This is a genomic window from Aliiroseovarius sp. D2-2 (assembly GCF_055809455.1).
The window spans coordinates 2,122,110-2,144,690 of the sequence record NZ_CM147913.1; the positions used below are offsets into that span (position 1 = coordinate 2,122,110).

The 22,581-nt window shown below is 55.1% G+C and carries 18 protein-coding genes and 2 pseudogenes; 5 read left to right on the plus strand and 15 right to left on the minus strand.

Going from position 1 to position 22,581, the window contains the following annotated elements:
• Positions 1–77: 77 nt before the first annotated feature.
• The 4 genes from murC to AC0L6A_RS10445 all read right to left on the minus strand — a co-directional run bounded on the left by murC (position 78) and on the right by AC0L6A_RS10445 (position 4,871).
• Positions 78–1,475, minus strand: coding sequence for a UDP-N-acetylmuramate--L-alanine ligase (gene murC / locus AC0L6A_RS10430; protein ID WP_473289862.1), 1,398 nt, complete (start codon positions 1,473–1,475; stop codon positions 78–80).
• 44 nt (positions 1,476–1,519) lie between these two features.
• Positions 1,520–2,617, minus strand: a complete 1,098-nt coding sequence (gene murG, locus AC0L6A_RS10435) for an undecaprenyldiphospho-muramoylpentapeptide beta-N-acetylglucosaminyltransferase (RefSeq protein ID WP_473289863.1) — start codon at positions 2,615–2,617, stop codon at positions 1,520–1,522.
• The gene (gene ftsW / locus AC0L6A_RS10440; protein ID WP_473289864.1) at positions 2,614–3,783 is read right to left on the minus strand and encodes a putative lipid II flippase FtsW; all 1,170 of its coding nucleotides are present in this window, start codon (positions 3,781–3,783) and stop codon (positions 2,614–2,616) included. Before ftsW ends, murG begins: the two co-directional genes overlap by 4 nt.
• Positions 3,784–3,953: 170 nt before the next feature.
• Positions 3,954–4,871: a DMT family transporter gene (locus AC0L6A_RS10445; protein ID WP_473289866.1), complete on the minus strand. Its 918-nt coding sequence runs from the start codon at positions 4,869–4,871 to the stop codon at positions 3,954–3,956.
• Between the two features lie 126 nt (positions 4,872–4,997).
• Here AC0L6A_RS10445 and AC0L6A_RS10450 point away from each other — a divergent pair, with 126 nt between their 5' ends.
• Both AC0L6A_RS10450 and AC0L6A_RS10455 read left to right on the plus strand, forming a co-directional pair.
• Positions 4,998–5,255: a metal-sensing transcriptional repressor gene (locus tag AC0L6A_RS10450; RefSeq protein WP_473289867.1), complete on the plus strand. Its 258-nt coding sequence runs from the start codon at positions 4,998–5,000 to the stop codon at positions 5,253–5,255.
• Between the two features lie 6 nt (positions 5,256–5,261).
• Complete coding sequence (locus AC0L6A_RS10455; RefSeq protein WP_473289868.1) at positions 5,262–6,581, plus strand: MFS transporter; 1,320 nt, start codon at positions 5,262–5,264, stop codon at positions 6,579–6,581.
• A gap of 102 nt (positions 6,582–6,683) precedes the next feature.
• Here the strand turns inward: AC0L6A_RS10455 and AC0L6A_RS10460 are convergent, their stop codons facing one another.
• The 8 genes and pseudogenes from AC0L6A_RS10460 to AC0L6A_RS10495 all read right to left on the minus strand — a co-directional run bounded on the left by AC0L6A_RS10460 (position 6,684) and on the right by AC0L6A_RS10495 (position 14,757).
• Complete coding sequence (locus AC0L6A_RS10460; RefSeq protein ID WP_473289870.1) at positions 6,684–8,129, minus strand: NAD(P)(+) transhydrogenase (Re/Si-specific) subunit beta; 1,446 nt, start codon at positions 8,127–8,129, stop codon at positions 6,684–6,686.
• A gap of 13 nt (positions 8,130–8,142) precedes the next feature.
• Positions 8,143–9,714, minus strand: a complete 1,572-nt coding sequence (locus tag AC0L6A_RS10465) for a Re/Si-specific NAD(P)(+) transhydrogenase subunit alpha (protein ID WP_473289871.1) — start codon at positions 9,712–9,714, stop codon at positions 8,143–8,145.
• Between the two features lie 177 nt (positions 9,715–9,891).
• Entirely contained in the window at positions 9,892–10,374 is a 483-nt protein-coding gene (locus AC0L6A_RS10470; protein ID WP_473289872.1) for a methyltransferase family protein, read from the minus strand.
• An 85-nt stretch (positions 10,375–10,459) separates the two neighbouring features.
• Positions 10,460–11,372, minus strand: a pseudogene (locus AC0L6A_RS10475) (pirin family protein).
• A gap of 150 nt (positions 11,373–11,522) precedes the next feature.
• On the minus strand, positions 11,523–12,194 hold the full coding sequence (locus AC0L6A_RS10480) for a TadE/TadG family type IV pilus assembly protein (protein WP_473289874.1): 672 nt from the start codon (positions 12,192–12,194) through the stop codon (positions 11,523–11,525).
• Between the two features lie 11 nt (positions 12,195–12,205).
• Positions 12,206–12,379, minus strand: a complete 174-nt coding sequence (locus AC0L6A_RS10485; RefSeq protein WP_473289875.1) for a hypothetical protein — start codon at positions 12,377–12,379, stop codon at positions 12,206–12,208.
• A 126-nt stretch (positions 12,380–12,505) separates the two neighbouring features.
• A complete protein-coding gene (locus tag AC0L6A_RS10490) occupies positions 12,506–12,718 on the minus strand; it encodes a TadE/TadG family type IV pilus assembly protein (RefSeq protein ID WP_473289877.1) in 213 nt (70 codons plus the stop codon).
• A gap of 110 nt (positions 12,719–12,828) precedes the next feature.
• A complete protein-coding gene (locus tag AC0L6A_RS10495; protein ID WP_473289878.1) occupies positions 12,829–14,757 on the minus strand; it encodes a TadE/TadG family type IV pilus assembly protein in 1,929 nt (642 codons plus the stop codon).
• A 364-nt stretch (positions 14,758–15,121) separates the two neighbouring features.
• On the opposite strand from AC0L6A_RS10495, the pseudogene AC0L6A_RS10500 reads away from it, so the two are divergent.
• Positions 15,122–16,553, plus strand: a pseudogene (locus AC0L6A_RS10500) (Glu/Leu/Phe/Val family dehydrogenase).
• Between the two features lie 69 nt (positions 16,554–16,622).
• On the opposite strand, the gene AC0L6A_RS10505 reads toward AC0L6A_RS10500, so the two are convergent.
• From AC0L6A_RS10505 to AC0L6A_RS10515, 3 genes are read right to left on the minus strand one after another with little or no spacing between them, the layout of a single operon-like run.
• Complete coding sequence (locus tag AC0L6A_RS10505; RefSeq protein ID WP_473289879.1) at positions 16,623–16,883, minus strand: N-acetylmuramoyl-L-alanine amidase family protein; 261 nt, start codon at positions 16,881–16,883, stop codon at positions 16,623–16,625.
• Positions 16,864–18,030, minus strand: a complete 1,167-nt coding sequence (locus AC0L6A_RS10510; protein WP_473289881.1) for an N-acetylmuramoyl-L-alanine amidase — start codon at positions 18,028–18,030, stop codon at positions 16,864–16,866. The genes AC0L6A_RS10505 and AC0L6A_RS10510 overlap by 20 nt, the downstream gene beginning before the upstream one ends.
• 41 nt (positions 18,031–18,071) lie before the next feature.
• Positions 18,072–18,845, minus strand: a complete 774-nt coding sequence (locus AC0L6A_RS10515) for a DsbA family protein (RefSeq protein WP_473289883.1) — start codon at positions 18,843–18,845, stop codon at positions 18,072–18,074.
• A gap of 276 nt (positions 18,846–19,121) precedes the next feature.
• On the opposite strand from AC0L6A_RS10515, the gene AC0L6A_RS10520 reads away from it, so the two are divergent.
• Together AC0L6A_RS10520 and AC0L6A_RS10525 are read left to right on the plus strand one after the other, a co-directional pair.
• A complete protein-coding gene (locus AC0L6A_RS10520; protein ID WP_473289885.1) occupies positions 19,122–20,261 on the plus strand; it encodes a pyridoxal phosphate-dependent aminotransferase in 1,140 nt (379 codons plus the stop codon).
• 310 nt (positions 20,262–20,571) lie between these two features.
• The gene (locus AC0L6A_RS10525; RefSeq protein WP_473289887.1) at positions 20,572–22,566 is read left to right on the plus strand and encodes a Hint domain-containing protein; all 1,995 of its coding nucleotides are present in this window, start codon (positions 20,572–20,574) and stop codon (positions 22,564–22,566) included.
• The last annotated feature ends 15 nt before the right edge of the window (positions 22,567–22,581 follow it).

A 22,581-nucleotide genomic window follows, 5' to 3' on the forward strand; every position in this document is an offset into this window, starting at 1 on the left:
AGCCAACTTGGCGCGCGTTAGCTGCAGATCACCATGGATCACCAAGCGGTTCAAGCGCGCCGTCGCGTGAGGCGCGATTATCCCAATCGCTCTGGCAAGTTGTTCGCCCATGCGCTGATCGTACCTGCGCCTAAGCAAACCACCATGTCGCCCGGTTCTGCGTGTTCCTTGACCAGAGCCGTCAATGCGTCTTCGTTTTCGATGGCCATTGCGTGACGATGGCCGTGACGGACTAGTCCTGCCACCAGATCATCGCGCGACGCGCCTTCGATCGGGTCCTCACCAGCGGCGAAAACATCCGCGATGCCGACCACGTCAGCCTCGTTAAAACAAGCGCAGAAATCTTCAAACAGATCATGTAGGCGCGAGAAGCGGTGGGGTTGGTGCACGGCGATCACACGACCCTCGGTCGCCTGCCGCGCGGCTTTCAGGACCGCTGCGATTTCAACTGGATGGTGGCCGTAATCGTCAATGATGGTGACGCCGTTTACTTCGCCCACTTTGGTGAAGCGACGGTTTACGCCGCCGAAACTGGCAAGTGCGGTCCGGATCTCATCACGCTTCATTCCCAGTTGGCGCGACACGGCCACGGCAGACAGCGCGTTCGAGACGTTGTGATCCCCCGGCATCGGCAGCGTGCAGCCATCAATGCGCGTGCCTTCGTGGTTCAGTTCGATGTCGAAATGCGCCACGCCGGCCTTGTAGGTCAGGTTCACGGCGCGCACATCTGCTTGCGCGTTAAAGCCATAGGTGACGACGCGACGGTCGGTCACTTTGCCCACAAGCGCCTGCACTTCCGGATGATCTGTGCAACAGACGGCCAGACCGTAAAACGGGATGTTCGATACGAAATCGAGGAAACCTTGGCGTAGCGTATCGAAGTCGCCCCAGTGCTCCATATGCTCGGGGTCGATATTGGTGACAATGGCAATCGTAGCGGGCAGACGGTTGAAGGTGCCGTCGCTTTCGTCCGCTTCCACAACCATCCATTCGCCCTGCCCCATGCGGGCGTTCGAGCCATAAGCGTGGATGATACCGCCGTTGATCACGGTGGGGTCAATGCCCCCCTTAACCAGCAGTTCTGCGACCATCGTGGTGGTGGTGGTTTTGCCATGCGTGCCCGCAACGGCGATGTTGGATTTCAGGCGCATCAGTTCAGCCAGCATCTCGGCCCGGCGCACCACGGGAAGCCCTTGGGCACGCGCGGCGTCCAGTTCGGGATTACCCGGCTTGATGGCGGAAGAAATCACAACAACTTCAGCGTTTTCAAGGTTTTCGGCCCGCTGACCCACAAAGATCTCGGCCCCCAGATCTTTCAGGCGATCCGTGATCTTGGTTTCTTTCAGATCAGAACCCTGCACCAGATAGCCATGGTTCAGCAGCACTTCGGCGATGCCCGACATGCCAATACCACCAATGCCCACGAAGTGAATTCTGCCCATTTCCGTAGGAAGCTTGGTAGCTGCTGCGTTCATCTTAGTACCTTTCAAATTCATCCCCGTTTGGCACGGGGTAACTATTAACCTTGCGCGGCCAAATCCTCGACCAATGCCACAAGCGCGTCCGTTGCATCCGGGCGGCCATGTGAAATCGCTGCGCGCGCCATCTGTTCGGCCCCGTCGGAGTTTTCAAGAACCAGTGCCACCTGCTCTGCCAGACTTTCAGCATTCAACATGCTTTCTGGCAGCAAAATCGCAGCGCCTGCATCCACCAACCCACGCGCGTTGGCGGATTGGTGATCATCCGTCGCAGTCGGCAGTGGGATCAGGATCGACGGGCGCCCAATGACCGAGATATCGGCAACTGACGATGCCCCCGCCCTGCTGATCACCAGCTGAGCTTCGGACATCCGCCGTGGGATATCGGTAAAGAAGCTTTGCACATCCGCGCGGATGCCATGTTCGTGGTAATAAGCGCTGACCCGGTCCATATCCTCGTCCCGTGCCTGATGGCTGACCGAGATATGACGGCGAAGCGTGTCGGGCAGGCTGGCAAGTGCTGCCGGCACGTAATCAGAAAGTGCCCGCGCGCCCTGCGATCCACCGATGACAAGAACCGACATTGGATAATCGCCCGGCGCGATATAGCCAGCGCCCTGTCTGGCCATGACTTCGCTACGAACCGGATTGCCGGTGTAAACACCTTCCACACCTTGCGGAAGGTCCGTGGGCCAAGTGCCACAGGCAACGCGGTTAACGCGGGTTGAGAAAAGGGTGTTCACCCGACCCAGAACACCGTTTTGTTCATGAATCATACGCGGCAAGCCCAGAAGCTTTGCCGCACCAAGCGCGGGGATCGTTGGATACCCGCCAAACCCCACAACGGCATTGGGTCGGTCGCGGCGCATTTTCCAAACAGCGCCGACAACTCCGCCCACAATTCGAAATGGCACCAAGGCCTTGGCCAAGATCCCACCGCGCTGGAATGTGGCCGAGCTTACCTGCTCGATCTCGACAACATGTGGAAAGCCACCTGTATAGCGCGCACCACGCGCGTCCGTTGACAGCTTAACGCGCCAGCCTTTGCGCAACATCGCCTCGGCCAACGCTTGCGCGGGAAACATGTGGCCGCCGGTCCCACCGGCAGCAATCACAAGAAGCGGTTGTTCTGTTGTCATCTGCCTTGCCTATTTGCAAATACGTCCTGCATCCGGCCCTGCGGCCGCGTGCGGGTAAAGGCCAAAAGCATGCCAAGCGCAATACCCCCGGCGATCAAAGACGAGCCGCCATAGCTGACAAAGGGCAAGGTCATGCCTTTCGCGGGCAGCAGGCGCACTGCTACACCCATATTGATCAACGCCTGCACGCCGAACATGGCGGCCAGACCAGAGCCTGCCAGCCGAATAAACGTGTTCCGCTCGCGGATCAGGCGCAGAAAGCTGCGCACCACGATGGTTGCGTAAAGCGCGATGATGATAAGGACCAGAAGCAGACCATATTCTTCGGCGGCGACCGCAATAATGAAATCCGTGTGCGCATCTGGCAGGGACCATTTCACTTGTCCCTCGCCCACGCCCACACCAAAGAACCCGCCCTCACGGATTGCGTTTGTGGCATATCCAAGCTGGGTTGTTGGGTCGACCTCGGGGTTCAGGAACCCGTCAATCCGTCGCGCGAAGTGTTGGGAATTGTGATAGGCAAACGTGCCGCCCAGAACGACCAATCCAGCCGCGCCTACAAGCAACAGGATCGGAGCGCCTGCCAAGAAATACATGACACCCCAGCCAAATAAGATCAGCGCCGACTGTCCGAAATCCGGCTGCATAGCCAGAAACATAACAATTACGGTGACCAGTCCCGCGGACATTGCACGTCCGGGCGGGCCGTTAATTTCCTGACTGGCAGCCAACAACCACGCAGACACAACGACAAAACCGGGCTTCAAAAACTCAGACGGCTGCAGCGAGGCGAAGCCAAGCGAATACCAGCGCGTGGCCCCTTTACCGAAATCAGTGCCCAACACCGGCAGAAGCATCACAGCCACCATCGCCACAATAAATCCAAGCACGCCCAGACGGCGCACCATCTGCGGGGTCATCATGGTGAAGACAAACATGGTGATCAGCGCGGCGACGCCGAAAATCAGCTGACGCTCGACATAATGGAAATATCCAAGCCCGTTTCGTTCCGCCAGCGGCGGTGAGGCGGCGAGCCCCAACAAAATACCAATGCCAAAAAGGATCAGGATGCACGAGACCGACCACTTGTCGATTGTGCGCCACCAACGGGGAAGAATGGGATCGCCGCTTTGTGCGGGGATCGCGCCATACACCATCTCAGTCATGAATAACCGCCTGCAATTTTCTGTACCGCTCGTAAAAACCGGCCCATCCCTTTGCGGGTTATTGGTGCCGGCGCCTGTGTGCCCGTCTTACGCGAAGCATTGAGGTAAGGATAGTTGGGTTTTCCCCACATTTCCAGTGATTTTACGTCTGCTTTTCAGCTTTTCGGCAATCACCCGCTTGGCGCTTGCACCGCACGCGCCTTAGAGCTGAGCTTGCCCAAGCGACCTTCGCGCCAAATGATCACCATTCCCGCTGTGATGACGATGGCTGCACCGATCACTGTTTGCACCGTCGGCAAGTCGCCAAAGAACAGATATCCAAACGCCAAAGCAAAGATCATCGAGGAGTAATCGAAGGGGGCAATCGTTGACGCTTCGGCGTGGGTATAGGCGGTGGTCAGCATAAGCTGCCCGACCCCTCCGGCCAGCCCTGCCCCCAGAAGCAAAAGGAACTCTGTCCGTGTGGGCATAATCCAGCCAAACGGGATCGACAGAAGCGACAGCGTGATCGCGGTCAGGGACGCGTAAATCACCACGGTCGAGGGCGGATCCATCCCTACCAGCTTGCGCACCAGGATCTTCGCAACCGCAACAAAACAAGCCGCACACAGCGCCAGCATTGCCCCAAAGGCTTTCAGATCATCACCGGCGCCCCAACCTGACAGCTGCGGCCACATGATGATCATCACCCCCACCAGTCCGGCCAGCACCGCCGACACGCGCACCAAACGCACCTGTTCGCCCAGAAATATCACAGCCAGCACGACTGTGATGATGGGCGAGGCATAGAAAATGGCCGTTACATCCGGCAATGTCAGATAACCGACTGCCGTGAAATTCAACCCCATCGCCATCACGCCAACGGTGCCTCGGCTGACATGCGCCAAAGGTTGGCGGGTGCGCAGTGCAGAATCCAACCGGCCCTCGTAGGCGAGCCATGCGAAGATCACGGGCAGCGCAAAGATCGAGCGGAAAAAGACGATCTCACCCGGTGGAATGCCGATGGTCACCGCTTTCACCATGGCCTGCATGGACATGAAAAAGCAGACCGATCCGAGCTTCAGAAAGATGCCACGACTTGGGTTCATAGCTTCGCATACCCCCTTGTCGGGACCGTGAAAAGCGAAACCGACGCGATCACGGAACTGGGACAAATCACCATCGTCACGATGATGTAGGTTGATGCATCCCCCCCAGGAGGATACCGTCTGCATATGGAAAAACCACATGCCCACACCAGTCACCCTAAGATCATAGCCCGGCTGAAACGTGCAGACGGACATCTTCAATCGGTGATCGAGATGATTGAACAAGGCCGACCTTGTGTTGATCTGGCCCAGCAATTGCAGGCCGTAGAAAGCGCCATTCGCAACGCGAAACAGGCCTTGATCCATGACCATCTGGATCATTGCCTTGGCGACGAAACCTCGCCCGCGGTAGCCGAGCTTAAATCCATCACGCGATATCTATGAGCCGCCATGTTTGAAGTTCTAAGAAACCGCGTCTATCGCAATTTGTTTCTGGCGCAGGTCGTGTCCCTGCTTGGCACCGGGCTTTCAACAGTGGCGCTTGGCCTTTTGGCCTATGATCTTGCAGGCGCAAATGCCGCGATCATTCTTGGAACGATCTTCACGATTAAAATGATTGCCTATGTTGGGTTGGCACCGATTGCGGGTGCGCTTGCCGACCGGATGAACCGGCGCGCCTTGCTTGTGGCCCTTAATCTCGTGCGCGCGGCCGTTGTGTTATGCCTGCCCTTCGTAACCGAAATCTGGCAGGTCTATGTGCTGGTTTTTCTGCTTCAGTCCGCATCGGCAGCCTTTACACCGACATTTCAAGCGACCATTCCAGATGTTTTGCCGGACGAGGCCGAGTATACCAAGGCCCTGTCGCTGTCGCGATTGGCCTATGATTTAGAGAACATCCTTTCGCCAACCCTTGCCGCCTTGCTGTTAACAGTGATGAGCTTCAGCAACCTGTTTCTTGGCACTGTGCTGGGCTTCGCAATATCTGCGCTGTTGATCGTTCTTGTCCGTTTGCCTGACCCAAAGCCTTCCGCCCCGCATGGGTTTTATGAACGCACCACACGCGGCATCCGCATCTATCTGGCGACCCCACGCCTGCGCGGGCTTTTGGGTTTGAGCCTTGCTGTGTCCAGCGCTGGGGCCATGGTTCTGGTCAACTCGGTGGTTTTGGTGCGCAGCCAGCTTGGCTTGGATGAAGCAGCCCTTGCATGGAGCATGTTTGCATTTGGACTGGGCAGCATGATCGCCGCCTTCATTCTACCCAAAGCGCTGAATAAATGGGCCGAGCGTCCGCTGATGCTGACAGGAGCAAGTCTGATGGTTCTGGCCCTGTTCGGGTTCAGTGCAGTGATCAGCATTTGGGGGCTCAGCTGGCGATCTATGTTGATTGCGTGGGCAGTCATTGGCCTGGGCTATTCAACAGTCCTGACGCCGTCCGGGCGGCTGTTGGCTCGTTCGGCCCATACCGAAGATCGTCCAGCCATATTTGCAGCCCAGTTCGCGTTGTCCCATGCCTGTTGGCTTATTACCTACCCGCTGTCGGGATGGCTAATGACCGGACTGGGACCCGTCCCAACCCTGTTCATACTCGCGGCTTTGGCGTTCACTGGAATCACGTTCGCGCGTCGGGTCTGGCCGTCAGACGATCCGGTCGTGATCACGCATACCCACGACAATCTGCCATTGGACCATCCCCATCTGAAAGGCCATCGCAAGCACACCCATGCTTTGATCATCGATGATGTGCACCCTCAGTGGGGCTCGCATTTCTGACACAAGACAAAGCCACTGGGGTCTGATGAACCCACACACCGGATCAAACGAAAAAACGCCCCCGAAACCGGGGGCGTTTTCATTTCGAAGCTTGCTCTGCGCTTAGTTGATCAGCGTCAGAAGCGTGTCCAGCGACTGCTTGGCATCACCGTAGAACATGCGCGTGTTCTCTTTGAAGAACAGCGGGTTCTCGATGCCCGAATAGCCGGTACCCTGACCACGTTTCGACACGAAGACCTGCTTGGCTTTCCAGCATTCCAGAACCGGCATACCGGCGATGGGGCTGTTGGGGTCTTCTTGCGCAGCTGGGTTCACGATGTCGTTCGAGCCGATGACGATGGCGACATCCGTTTCCGGGAAGTCGTCATTGATCTCATCCATCTCAAGCACGATGTCGTAAGGCACTTTGGCTTCCGCCAAGAGCACGTTCATGTGACCGGGCAGACGACCCGCGACCGGGTGGATCGCAAAGCGCACGTTCTTGCCTTTGGCACGCAAACGGCGTGTCAGCTCGGCCACGTTTTGCTGGGCTTGCGCCACAGCCATACCATAGCCGGGGATGATCACAACGCTGTCTGCATCATCCAACGCAGCGGCAACACCATCGGCGTCGATGGCGATTTGCTCGCCTTCGATTTCCATGGCCGGACCATCAGAACCACCACCAAAGCCACCAAGGATAACGCTGACGAACGAACGGTTCATCGCCTTACACATGATGTAGCTGAGGATCGCACCAGACGAGCCAACCAGCGCACCCACAACGATCAGAAGGTCGTTGCCGAGCGAGAAGCCGATGGCCGCAGCAGCCCAACCTGAATAGCTGTTCAGCATCGACACAACGACAGGCATGTCTGCGCCGCCAATGCCCATGATCAGGTGATACCCGATGAAGAGCGCCGCAATGGTCAGGATCATCAGCGGCAGGAATGCTGCCGTGTTCAGATACCAGATCAGGCAGATGACCGAGAGTGCCGCAGCACCCGCATTCAGCATGTGACCGCCGGGCAGCTTTTCAGCCGACGAGGTCACTTTGCCCGACAGTTTGCCATAGGCGATGACCGAACCCGTGAAGGTTACGGCACCGATCCAGACACCCAGCGACAGTTCAACCAACAGGATGCTGATCTCAACTGCGGATTTCTTGGCGATCAGCTTGCCAAAGGCACCAAGCTCTTTGACAGCATCGCCGCCAGCGGCCAAGGCCTCGGCCGCGTTGCCGATTTCGAAATGCGCGTTGAAGCCCACGAAGACAGCGGCCAGGCCGACCAGCGCGTGCATGCCAGCCACAAGCTCTGGCATCTGTGTCATCTCGACCTTCGATGCCAACTGGTAACCAATGAAGCCACCCGCAGCGATCAGCGGGATCGACAACAGCCACAGGCCCGAACCGGGGCCGATCAGGGTTGCGGCAACCGCCAGACCCATGCCGACGATGCCATACCATACAGCGCGTTTCGCGCTTTCCTGTCCCGACAAACCGCCAAGAGAGAGGATGAAAAGAACTGCTGCAACAACATATGCAGCTGTGGTGAAACCAAATTCCATGATCCCTACCCCCTTAAGATTTCTGGAACATGGCAAGCATGCGCCGTGTTACAAGAAAGCCACCGAAGATGTTGATCCCGGCCATAAAGACCGAGGCCGCGGCCAGAAGGATAACGAGGAAGCTCCCCGATCCGATCTGCATAAGCGCGCCCAGAATAATGATCGACGAAATGGCGTTGGTGACAGCCATCAGCGGTGTGTGAAGTGAATGCGAGACGTTCCAGATCACCTGGAAGCCTACGAATACAGCCAAGACGAACACGATGAAGTGCTGCATGAAGCTGGCTGGTGCATAAAGTCCCAGCAGCAACATCAGTGCTCCACCGACTGCCAGCAGTGTAACCTGCTGTTTGGTCTGCGCTTTGAACGCGGCCACCTCGGCGGCGCGTTTTTCTTCCGGCGTCAGTTCCGGCACCACTTCCTTGGGTTTGGCTGCAATCGCCTGCACCTTCGGGGGTGGCGGTGGGAACGTAATCTCGCCCTGATGGGTCACGGTCGCGCCACGGATCACATCATCTTCCATGTCGTGATTGACCTTGCCGTCCTTCTCGGGCGTCAGGTCAGAGATCATGTGACGGATGTTGTTGGCGTAAAGCGATGACGCTTGCGAGGCCATGCGCGACGGGAAGTCGGTGTAGCCGATGATGGTCACGCCATTGTCGGTCACGATCTTCTCGTCTGGAACTGTACCTTCGGCGTTGCCGCCACGCTCTGCCGCCAAGTCAACGATGACCGAGCCCGGTTTCATCGCCTTGATCATATCCTCAAGCCACAGCTTCGGGGCTGGACGGTTGGGGATCAGGGCCGTGGTGATGACGATGTCGACCTCAGGAGCCAATTCGCGGAACTTTGCCAGCTGGGCTTCGCGGAACTCAGGTGAAGACACGGCAGCGTAGCCACCTGTCGCCGCGCCGTCTTGCTGTTCTTCCTCAAAGTCGAGGTAAACAAACTCGGCGCCCATGGATTCAACTTGCTCTGCCACTTCGGGGCGCACGTCGAATGCATAGGTGACAGCGCCCAAGGATGTGGACGTCCCGATGGCAGCCAGACCAGCCACACCTGCACCAACAACCAGAACTTTCGCAGGGGGGACTTTGCCCGCCGCGGTGATCTGACCGGTGAAGAAACGACCGAAGTTGTTGCCCGCCTCAATAACCGCGCGATAACCCGCGATGTTCGCCATTGATGACAGAGCGTCCATCTTCTGCGCACGCGAAATACGCGGCACCATTTCCATGGCGATGACGTTGGCACCTGAGGCTTTCGCCTTCTCCATGCCGTCTTCGTTGCCGCCTGGATTGAAGAAACTGATCAGGGTTTTGTCCGCAGACAAACGCTTCAGCTCTGTATTGTTTGGCTCGCGCACTTTGGCGATGATGTCAGCCGCTTTCCAAAGCGCGGCGGCGGTCTTTACGACCTCAACACCTGCTTCTTTATAAACCGCGTCCGAGAAGCCGGCATTTAAGCCTGCCTTGGTCTCGATCACGCAGTCATAGCCCAGCTTTTGCAGCATCTTGGCGCTTTCCGGGGTCATTGCGACCCGGTTCTCGCCCTCGAAAACTTCCTTGGGTACACCGATTTTCACAGTCTCTTCCTTCTCCCGTCGTGTGCCGAACGAGGGGTTTCCCCCTCGGCCCCGGCGGCTTCATGGCGCATTCTATACGCATCCACTGCGCAAGAAGCTATCGTTTCGACGCCTGCTGCGACAATTTTATTTCAATACGCGACAGCAGGTCGCGGTTCAATGCCGCTTTGCAGCAAATTATAGCCAACGACGCACCGTCGCGGCCCAATTTTTAAACTCGTCACCAAACAGTCTGGTCAGCCCGGCCTCTTCTCCGATGATGAACCGAGCTGTGATGATTCTTGTAAACAAGGGAACCAAAATCAACGCCGGGAGTACATCCCAACGCAGGATCAGCCCCGCTAAAATCAACGCGTCCCCCAAGTAAATGGGGTTGCGGGAAAAGCGATAGATACCTGTCTGCAGGAAAGATGTCGGGATCTGGCGCGGAATTATCGTTGTGCGTGCGGATAGAAATTCCCACATGGCCAAGCCCATCGCGCCCAGACCCAAGCCAATCAAACCGTTTCCAAGCCAATAGGACCCGTTCCAGCCCAACCCAAGACCGGGAAGCCAACGATCCAGACCGAAAGCGATCGCAGCCAAGGCGATCAACCATACAGGTGGCATATCAAGAAGTCTGAGCAGTTTGGCCATGGTTCCCAAACAAAAAGGCAGCATTGCTGTCCTTGTAACAATTCGTCAGGTTTATGCAATGTCCGACATCATCAAATCGAAATGCGACACTCCTTTAAGGCGCTGTCCCTTAGTGCGCGGGTTTGATGAATGTGCCATTGCGCAGATCGCTCATGGCCTGCTGCAGCTCGTCTTTGGTGTTCATGACGATGGGGCCGTGCCAGGCCACGGGCTCGCGGATTGGGGCACCGGCAACCAGTAAAAAGCGCAGCCCCTCGGGACCGGCTTGCACGCGCACCTCGTCGCCCGCACCAAAGCGGATCACAGTGCGGTTGCCCGAAAGATCGCGGATGTTGACCTCCTGCCCTGCTACTTCCTTTTCTAACAACACGCCTTGCGGCGGCGCTGCATGGGCAAAAGCCGCTGCCCCTTCAAAGACGTAAGCAAAGGCCTGACGGCGGGTGTCTACGGGAAAGGTTTTGGTCACACCCGCTGGCACGCTGATATCCAGATACAATGGATCGGCAGCAATCCCATCTACCGGGCCAGAGCGACCCCAGAAATCACCCACAATCACGCGGACCTTGGTGCCGTCATCTTCCTCAATCACCGGGATCTTCGACCGCTGGCACATCCTGATAGTTCGGCGCGGTCATCTTAAGGTCGCGCGGCAGATTGGCCCAAAGTTGAAACCCGTGCATTTGCCCGCGTTTGTTCGCGATCGGCATTTCTTGGTGCATGATGCCAGAGCCCGCAGTCATCCACTGAATGTCGCCCGCCCCAAGAACACCTTTGTTGCCCAGGCTGTCCTCGTGCTCGATATCCCCAGCAAGAACGTACGTGATGGTTTCGATCCCACGATGTGGGTGCCAAGGAAAACCCTTGTCCGACAAGCGCGGATCATCATTGCGAAAGTCATCAAACAGCAGAAAGGGATCATAAGCCTCGGGTTCTTGAAACCCAAAGGCACGGTGCAGATGCACCCCTGCCCCTTCCAACGTTGGCTGAGACTGGCTGGCGGAGAGTACGGGCCGAATGGACATAAGATCCTCACTTCCTTGGTCATCTTGAATGAAAGGAAGTTAGTTGTCCGCGCACAAACGCGCAACTTGCACAAGTGAACACAGGTTCGTTCAGATTTGCACAGAAAGCGGCCCTAAACTCATACCGGCTGTGACAAATGACTATGGTCGTTACGAGTTTGTAGGGACCGGACACGTGACGGACCCAATGCGCAGGCACAGCGTGTCATATTCACGAGGACTGGTCACCGTAACATTGGTAAATACAGGTGAATGAATTCCCGTCCACCGGCCAGCAAATGTGGGCCGGAACTTGGCTGAAGTCTCAACCACAATCAGATGCTCACCACGATACATCTTGGGAATGTAGGAGGAGAGTTGGTCGCGCATTCTCGCTGTATTGTGCGGCCGAACACCATTACTTGCCCTAGAGTTCCAAACAAGATTTCCATCTTGTGGAACGTGAATACGCCGAGGAATGAGGTTGTTACACTTATTCGCTGTCCGTTTGCATTCAACCACGGTCACTCTAACCCAGCTGTCGTCAGCGGTGCGTGTCATGTATTCGAACAACTCATCCAAACCAGCCACAATACTGTCATCATAAGCATGGGTGCGCGACAAGTAATCTGCGACCGCATAATTGGCCTTCAACGCCAGACTTTGATGGCGATAGCCTTCAAAAAATGCATAGGTCGCCTGAAGGCCAACAAGCAATATCGGAAGGATGATAAGACTTTCCATAGTCACCGTTCCGGAATCAGAGCGCACAAAGTCGGCCATACGTTGTCCGACGCGCTGCAACAAATCATTGCTCAAATTGCCCTGAGGAGTACTCATCATTTTTGTCCCTATCATGGCTCGTTCACATAGGTGGTAACCGCAGACAGCGCGATTTCGCCGTTAGAATCACGCGGCAAACCCATCACAAAAGGCGTAGTTGCGAAGAAAGGCCGCTTTAGCCAGCAAATCCGCAAAAGCATCAAGTCGCCTCCACCACCAGATCCAAAGGCTGGAGGAACTTGCATGGGATCATTTCTGTCAATGCAACTCATCTGCCCTCTTGGAAGGTTCCATGAATTCTGATCGACCAAGGTCAGCTCAACCATCAAATCTTCTTCGCAATTTTTTGCTAAAAGCGTTTTTTCGCAAACCTAAGTCTTAAACTCAGCAGTGTTTTGTGGGCGCCTAATGCCCAAACGAAGTTCTCGTACTGTCAAGTCTACGGCGCGCTCCAAAACAACTGAACGCAGGCTATAATAGCTTAACTCGAACGAGGTCATAAACAGAGTGATAAACAAAGGGAACCACATGACAAACTCAATCGTTGAGGTGCCACACTGATCCCGCCACCAAGTTTGGCGCATCTTACGGCGTTTGCTTATGGAATTTCCCGATATCACTTTCTGTGCCTCTTAAACTTAAACTCTTAAAGCTAGCGTGACCAAGATTTCTGACTTGGTCGAACCAGTGGCGTTTAGTGCGTCAACCTTAGTTTGTTGATGTCCTCTGCAATCTTGTTGAACACGGTCGACAGATCTAGAGTTGCACTTACCGCATAGTGCTGTCGTTCGCCGTTGATATCGGAAGCACAATCGAACATCACATCACTCGTTGCGCCCCCAGTTTGCATTTCGATTGCATAGATTTTCATGCCAGCGCCTTTCGCCGCATCGCACTGATCAATCAGAAGTTGGTCAACGTTCATCCAATTATCGCCAACAGCTTTGTTCGGAAATCCATCCGCCAGGTAACGATCGTCAGCCGCGTTGGAGAGGAAAACACCACCAGTACTTCTTCCCGGAGTTCCGATCTCGTTTCCGATATGCGGGAAACTATCAAAGATCCGCCAGGAATACCCGCTCTGCCAGAACTCTTTCCAATCGAGACGTTTGGTATACGAGGTTACAAAGCTTTCCGATGGGGGTGTAGGTGTACAAACTTCACCATGACCATCATTATTGATATCGAAACAATCGTTGGCACCCTCATGCCCGAACGGGCGGGTCTGCCATAGGCCATAGGGCGTTGTACGTCCATTGTTGTTGGTGTTCTTGGGATTAAACCAATACCACCGGTCATCCGCCAAGTTTTCTGGTGTGTCGCGGTCATCGAGGATCGACATAACGTCGGTCTCCGAATTGTACCAAATCGGTGATGCGCCCGTACGGAAATTGTCTTTCAGCGTTGCGTTACTCGAGTTAATTCCATCTGTCATCAGCACGATGAATTTGGTCGATGCTGTTGAGGCCGGATTGTAAGGACGCCCAAGAAAGTTGGAATGCACCAAATTATCATCTGTGATCAGTGAATTGATCGCAGGTTCTGCATCATGATGCAGCAGCGCCGTGCCCCACTTCATACCCACATGAATTGCAGTACCGCCCAACCCTTGCAGATCGTCAATCTCGTCCGCCAAGTCTTCTGGCGAGTTTTCAAACGGTACAATCTCACGCCACGGTGCTGTAAAGCAGCTCCAGTAGGTTTCGTACCACTGCGCGCTGGCAGGATCAGGCTCTACCCAACCACTGTTGCTAAACCAATAGCGATTATTAAGATACCGCTGACCCCCACCTACATACTGGGCAGTTTGATGAATGGTGCTTGTCGTCGAAATGCCAACATCATCGAACTCGTCCGCTCCGAAAGTGACACAGGATGACTTATCATGCGTGTCAGTTACCGTGAACTTGCTAAGCAGATTTGACCCGACCGAAACCTGAGACGAATAAGGGACAAGCGTTATCGATGTTTTGTTGGATTGAACCGGACATGTGCTCCAATCCGCTGGCGAACTTGAATCATTCGGGTTGCAAAGCAGTAAGTTCGAAAACTCTGTAGCTGCATCGCGCAGTTCTTCGATTTTAGGAACACCATTAACAGAGTTATTCCGCATCGATCCCGAGACGTCGACGACCAATGAGACTTCGGTCAGCTGGTTAACCTTCGCAGCACCACCACCGACAGGGGCGGGCAAGCTACTAACGCCAACATATTTCATGAATGGCGTATGAATCCAGCTATCTGCCTTAGCCGAGACGCTTGTGCCGTCAGATGCAACTTCTACTTTAATGTTCTCATTCTTTACAATCCCATCAAGACCGGCACGCTTGAAGTAGTCCAATACCACTTCTTTACGGTCGGTTTCCTGATCGGGATGAGCGGCTGCAAGAAGTGCGCGATCCATTGTAGCCTGAACCCGCGAACGGTGAACCTCGTGCCGCATCAAATCAATCGCCAAGCCGGAAAAGATGAGCATGGTTAAGAAAATCAACATTGAGAAGCCAAGCATCGCGCCATCTTCATCAGACGCGAAGGTTTTAACACGCGAAAATGGCCGGCGAAACGCCAGCCTATTTTTGAAAGCCGATTCAAACATACTCTTACGCTCCGAAATATGAGCCATTTCTTTACCTTCCCAGTCGCATTCTTGCGACCCACAGGACACTCGCACCCACTATTAAGCAGGTGCCAAGCAACAATTTCCCTGTGTCAAAAGTAAGGCGTGCCTGTGGTCATTGAAACTAAAATCATCACAAAGGTCACTAAAGGTCTATTTTTGTTTATGAATCAACCGTGAATAATGGTGCAAATGTCACCTCGTTTCCTGATTGGAAACACTTAACCATTATCCGTGACCATCTGGTCGGCTTTGTTATGGGGTGGAACTTTGTTCAATTCCTCCTAACCTCTGTGCTGTATTGTCGCAGCTCAAAGCGATTCTGCGGCATTGCAGCAAACTAAAAGCACAACCTGTACAGAGGTACAAAATGTCCCTTACGAATGAGCCGAGTTTTCGAGAATCCGTTGAACTGATGTTCAACCGGGCTGCCTCCATTATGAACCTGCCTTCAGGCTTGGAAGAGAAAGATCCGAGTTTGTAACGCAACTTATACCGTGCGCTTTGGCGTGCGATTGCGAGGTGAGATTCAGACGTTTACCGGCTATCGCTCCGTCCACTCGGAGCATATGGAACCCGTTAAAGGCGGTATCCGCTATGCACTTGGCGTCAATCAGGACGAAGTTGAAGCCCTCGCCTCGCTCATGACCTTCAAATGCGCGCTGGTCGAAACGCCATTCGGGGGATCAAAAGGCGGTCTTTGCATCGACCCACGCCAGTATGAAGAGCATGAGTTGGAGCTGATCACCCGCCGTTTTGCCTATGAGCTTGCGAAACGTGACCTAATTCACCCGTCACAAAACGTCCCTGCCCCGGACATGGGCACCGGCGAACGCGAAATGGCTTGGATTGCCGACCAATACGCACGCATGAACACCACTGACATTAACGCCAAGGCCTGTGTCACCGGCAAGCCGCCACATGCGGGTGGTATTGCGGGGCGTGTTGAAGCCACAGGTCGCGGTGTTCAATATGCATTGCGTGAATTCTTCCGGCACCCGGAAGACATCAAGAAAGCCAATCTGACCGGCAAACTCAAGGACAAACGTATCGTTGTTCAAGGCCTTGGTAACGTTGGTTATCACGCCGCCAAGTTCCTGTCCCATGAGGACGGATCAAAAATCATCGGCATCATCGAACGTGACGGCGCGTTGTTCGACGCAAAGGGCCTCGATGTGGAAGCGGTCCACCACTGGATCGCGGGCCATGGCGGCGTAAAGGGCTTTGCGGACGCTGAATATATCGAGAACGGCAGCGAGCTGCTCGAGGTTGAATGCGACATTCTTATCCCCGCGGCCCTCGAAGCCGTCATAAACTTGAGCAATGCTGATCGTGTTAAAGCCCCGTTGATCATCGAAGCGGCGAACGGCCCGATTACATCTGGCGCGGACAAGGTGCTACGCGACAAAGGCACAGTGATCATCCCTGATTTATATGCCAACGCAGGCGGTGTGACGGTGTCCTATTTCGAATGGGTCAAAAACCTAAGCCACATCCGATTTGGTCGCATGCAGCGTCGTCAAGAAGAAGCCCGCCACCAACTTGTGGTGGACGAGCTTGAGCGTCTTGACCGGTATCTGGGGGATGCCTGGTCTATGACACCGGCGTTCAAAGACAAGTATCTGCGCGGTGCTGACGAGCTGGAGCTGGTGCGGTCGGGTCTGGATGACACGATGCGCACGGCCTATCAGGCGATGCGCGAAGTCTGGCATTCGCGCGATGACGTTGATGACTTGCGCATGGCCGCCTTCATCGTGTCGATTGAGCGTATCGCGGCCAGCTATCGCGCCAAGGGTCTATGACCTGACAGCCTAAGAATACAACGGATGCGGCCACCCCATGCGGTGGCCGTTTTCTTTTGTAAATAAGGCCTATTGGCGAAGAAGATCCGCTTTGCCTGCGTCTTGCAGCACCCAATACTGCAGCGCTTCACGTATCCCACGTGCAGCATCCGCCCGCCATTCCCGCGACGTCAGCCGTTCACGGTCACGTTCCGATGATAGGAAACCAAGCTCGATCAAAACCGACGGGATGTCGGCCGCTTTCAGAACTGAAAACCCAGCTTGCAGGCGCGGCGTTTTATAGGTTGATCCCGTGGCGCTGTGGATGCCCTCAACCAGACTGTCCGCCAAGGATTTCCGAGCGTGGCGCGGTATCGGTTCGTGCCAGATCCATCAAAACCAAAGCAACAGCATCCCCCTGCTGGGACAGATCGACGCCTGCTAGGATATCGCTTCTGTCGTGCCGTTCGGCCAGCTTGCGCGATGCCTCGTCAGAGGCATCTTGCGACAGGGTGTATACGCTGGCTCCGGTCGCGCGGCCCTGTGCAAGCGCGTCAGCATGCAACGACAAGAACACATCAGCCCCTGCCCTACGTGCGATTGTTACACGTTCCTCAAGCGGTACAAATTCATCTGCATCGCGTGTCAGCACGACGTTAAATCCGCCGGCTCGAAGCAGCTCTTCTTTCAGCTCTCGTGCAAAGCTCATCATCAGATGTGCTTCGACCACGCCACCGCGTTCGGCACCGGGATCAATCCCCCCGTGGCCGGGATCAAGAACCACCGTGATATCCCCAAAACCCCGCTGACGTGTTTTGGGGGACGGCATGGGACGGGCTGGACGATCAAACAGAGCATCTTTTGGCGCGCCTGCTGCAGCCGCAAATTCTTCTGGCGATCCGGTTGTCAGTTCAATCCGCAAGCGTGCAGCCTCAACCCGTTGGGCAGACGTTCCAGCTGACTGATCTTGCGTTTTAAGCCCGGCGGAAACGACCTGATACGGCGCGGACAGCCCAAAGACGATCCGGGTCCAGCCGGGGCGATAAAGCCCTGCACGAATATCTGAGAACCAATCGCCCTGTGACAGAAGGTTCGGAATATCTAACCCCTGCCAATCCAGTTCCGAGAAATCAATGACAAGCCGCTTGGGGTTGTCTAGCGTGAAAACCCGCCAAGGAATGGCTTGCGTCATTGGCACTTCGATCGCGACACCGCGCCAACGATCCGAAAGCGCGACGCCTCCGTTAGCGACATAGGCCAGACCGCTAAGGGCTGTTGGGGAATTGGCTGTGACAACCAAGGGGGCGCTGTCCGAAACCTTGCTATCCCCTGCCCCAATGTCTTGATCTGCTTGAGCAGCCAGTGCCGGGCGGGGTTTGGGCAGGATAGACGTCTTGGGGGCCAGATCGCTGTCAGCCCATGCCGTGAAAGGAAGCAGCCCTGCAAACACGCAGGCCGCCAGCCAGCGACCCCAGCCCCAATGATTTGATCCTGCCATCAATCCCAACTTACTGTTGATTGTTTCTGTCTGCGATCAACTTACTGTGCGGCGCGCCCTTGCGATACCATATATTCCATTTGATCCAGTTCCATGAAACCGCGTGCCATCGTGTTGTGCATGACAAAGGCAGGCGTTCCGGTGATCTGGAGGCGTTTGCCCAGATCCCGGTTTTGTTTCAGAACTCGGTCAACTTCAGGCGAGGACATGCCTGCAGCAATTGCCGCGCCATCCAAACCAAGCTCATTTGCAACTTCGATCAAACGGTCCTCGGTCACATTGCCGCGCACGGCGATCAGCTCATCATGCAGCTTTCCATAGGCCTCTTGGCCGAATTTTTGCTGGGCGGAAATTGCGAACTTGGCAGACAACAAACTGGCTTCGCTGAGGATCGGAAATTCCTTTAATATCAATCGGATATTGCCATCTTTTTCAAGTAGATCTTTGAGCACGTCATAAGCCTTTCGGCAGTACCCACATTGGTAGTCCACAAACTCTACAATCGTGTAGTCCCCGTCTGGGTTTCCTGCGACATGGGAATAGCCGTCGTTAAAGATGTCGTCAGCATTTACAGAGATCAGATCTTTATCCTGCTGACCCTGAGCTTCCGCCTGGCGCTGCTCAAGAACGGCGAAGGCTTCCATCAGAACTTCGGGGTTATCCAGCAGATAGGCCCGCACCTCGTCCCGGAAAGCATTGCGTTCATCATCGGACAATGCTCCAAGATCCAGCGCTGAAACCGGAAGGGCCGTGGCCAGGCCAAGAACTGCGGTCATGGTGGCAAGGCGCAGGGCGCGTGGCAAAGCAAATTTCATTGGCGGTCATTTCCTGTCTAAGCACCCGGTACGGGCAAAGTAAAACTGTGTTGCAAACGATGTAAGCCAAACACGCGAGACTGCCAACCATTGCCTGCGATGTGACGCAGCAATCGGTACATTCTGGCGCATTGACTTCTGGGGGAAGGACGGGCACCCATCCGCCCCAAAGCTTGGGCTGATCTTTTTCGATTACGTGCTCAGGTGGCAAGACATGTCTCAGAGCGCTCCTTGGCCATTTCGTCACGCAGCTTTGGTGGGAAGAAAGGGCAGATTATGAAAAGTTCCAACCGTGGGAATGTCGATGCATTCATCGTGATGGATGTGATGGAAGCTGCCCGCGCCGCCGAGGCCGCAGGGCGCCATATCATCCACATGGAGGTCGGTCAGCCGTCCACACCGGCCCCGTTGAAAGCGCGTCAGGCTTTGACGCAAGCGATGGGCCAAGACGCCCTCGGTTACACCGTCGCCCTTGGCCTTCCAGCACTTCGAGAAGGCATCGCAAAGCTATATAAAGATTGGTATAATATCGATCTCAACCCAGAACGCGTGGTTGTGACACCGGGCAGCTCTGGCGCTTTCATTCTGGCATTCACCGCGTTGTTTGAAGCGGGTGACAAGGTCGGATTGGGGGAACCCGGTTACCCCTCTTATCGTCAAATTTTGAAAGCCCTGAACTTGCAGCCCGTTGGCCTTCAGACGCGCCCCGAAAACAGGTTGCAGCCTGTGCCCGAAGACATCCCAGACGGGCTGGCTGGGCTGATCACGGCCTCGCCTGCTAATCCGTCCGGCACAATGCTGGATCACGCCGCACTTGAGGGGTTGATCGACACGTGCCAGACCAAGAGTACCAGCTTCATTGCCGACGAAATCTACCACGGCCTTCAGTATGAGGATCGTGCCGTTTCCGCGCTGGAAGTGTCGGATGACATCTACGTGATCAACAGTTTCTCAAAGTATTTCTCGATGACCGGATGGCGCGTTGGTTGGATGATCGTCCCCGAGGATCACATCCGCACCATCGAACGTCTGGCGCAGAACATGTTTATCTGTCCACCACATGCCAGCCAAATCACCGCGTTGGCAGCTTTGGAGGCGCGCGACGAGTTGGATGCGAATTTGGCCACCTATCGCACCAACCGCCAGCTTATGCTGGAAGAGCTGCCCAAAGCGGGATTTGACAAAATCGCCCCACCAGATGGCGCATTTTACATCTATGCAGATGTGAGTGAGCACACAAATGACAGCCGGGCATTTGCCGCTGAGATCCTTGAGAAAGCAGATGTGGCCGTGACACCGGGACTAGATTTTGACCCTATCCGCGGTCACCAAACCCTTCGGTTTTCTTATGCGCGATCGACTGATGACATCCGCGAAGGATTGGCGCGCTTGAAGCGATTCATGAATCAGAGATAGAATGGGTTATCGCGCCTAAATCGTAGATCTACACCAGCCTCTCCACCCTCGGTTTACGGCTGGTAAACAATGGGTTACCTTTGCCCACATTTTCCCCTTATTTACATGCAATTTGTTTCATCTTCGCCTTGAATTTGTCTCATTCAGACGGTCATAAGTATCCAATTGTTAGACTCAGTGGCTTATTAACCATTGGGATAGGAAATGAGCAGTAACTTTGGTTGTGTGGATGACCAACAAATTTGTCGCGTTCGACATCACTCAGTCGAACCAAGGCAAGCGTAACGATTGAACGAGACTGGGGAAAGACATGGCCACTACATTCGAAGTAATCTTTCTTGGCGTCGCACCGGAAATCGATACCGTTGAAGGCAACCTGACAGCAGAAAACGCTACTGCGCTTGAAAGCTTGGTTTTCGGTTCTACCGGTGATCCGTTATCTGATCACATCGCGACGTTCAGCCCTGACAACACCTCCCCTTATACTGGTGGTCAGGATTTAAGTTTTTATGATTTAAACAACTCGATAGCGAACGAGACGTTCTCGATCGACGGCGGCGCGGCGCAGGTCCACGACACCCTGATGATTTATGAGAACACCGTCATCACTTATGAAGACGGCTCGACCGCGACGGTAGATGCCATCGTCACACAGGACACGAACGGTAATCTGTACCTGATGCCCCCCACATCAGGTCCAAGCAGTTACTCAAATGCGCTGCAGGCACAACCGATTTCCTCGATTGAATTGGGCACAGCGGCACCTTTTAACGGCACAGATGTTTATGGCACGATCGCGGACCGTTTTCCGGTTAGCTTTCAACAATCTTCCGTAGATACCGATGGCGATGGCGTACCCGATTCAGTCGACCTAGACATCGACGGCGACGGTATCCTGAATGAAGACGAAGGTGGTGGAAACACCACGATGACCGTCACGTTCGATGGCGACTACTATTCGGGACCCGCAGGCGAAGAAAACTCGTGGGAAATCGTCGATGAAAATGGAAATGTTGTCGCCTCGGGTGCAGTAACTTCATCTGGCGTGGAAACTTGGGATGTCGATGTTCCCGCAGGTTCGAATTACACCTTCCGCGTGGTCGATACTTTTGGTGATGGTCTGTCTTGGACCGGAAGCGACACCAATTCTGACGCAGGTTTCTCACTTTCTATTGGCGGCACGACCGTTCTCGACAATGGCGGCAACCCGATCAGCAGTTCGGGATACGAAGACTTTGGAAGTGAAGCGACATTTACTTTCGATATTGATGCTCTAGATACTGACGGCGACGGGATCGCCGACTATCTTGATCTGGACAGCGACAATGACGGTATCACCGACAACGTCGAGGCTCAGAGCACCGCTGGGTACGTTGCGCCATCCGGTAATGACGCCGATGGCGACGGGGTGGATGATGCCTATGACGCCACGCCGACAACGGGTGCTGCGGGGTCCAACGGTCTAACCCCAGAAGACACAGATAACGACGGCACTGCCGACTATATTGACACTGACAGTGACAATGACGGTATCTCGGACACCGACGAAGCTGGTCACGGCTTTACCCAAGCAGAAATCGACGCCTCGGGTGATGCCGATGGTGACGGCATCAAGGATGTGGTCGATGATGTTGTTGGATGGGACGTAAATGACGACGATATCGACGGCTCGGGAAACTCTACCTTGCCCGATACAGATGGCGACTTGGGTTCAGGTGGGGATCTGGATTACCGTGACGTGATTTGCTTCACGACCGGTAGCATGATTTTGACAGATCACGGTGAGCGCCCTGTGCAGGACCTGCGGGTTGGCGACATGGTGGTCACACGCGACCAAGGTCTTCAGCCCATTCGCTGGATCGGCCAGAAATCAACGGTCGGCGCTGGACGTTTGGCTCCCATTCGCATTCAGGCCGGGGCATTTGGCAATCACAGTACTCTGATCGTGTCGCCTCAACACCGCATGGTCTATGAAGGGCCACAGGCCAACCTGCTGTTTGCCCAGCCAGAGGTTATGATCCCGGCAGTTCATCTGCTGCACAGCGGGTGCGCGACGCAAGCCGACGTGGATCAGGTGACGTATTTCCACATCATGTTCGATGAGCATCAGGTGATCTTTGCCAATGGTGCTGCGACGGAAAGCTTCCACCCTGGCCACCAGGGCTTGGGTGCCATTGATGATGCAGCCCGCACGGAATTGTTCACGCTGTTCCCAGAACTGCGCAGTGAACCGCGCCAGTACGGTGACACCGCACGTATGGTTCTGAAAGGTTATGAGGCGCGCGTGTTGGATCTGACGCGCTAGGTTTCAACCAAGCTT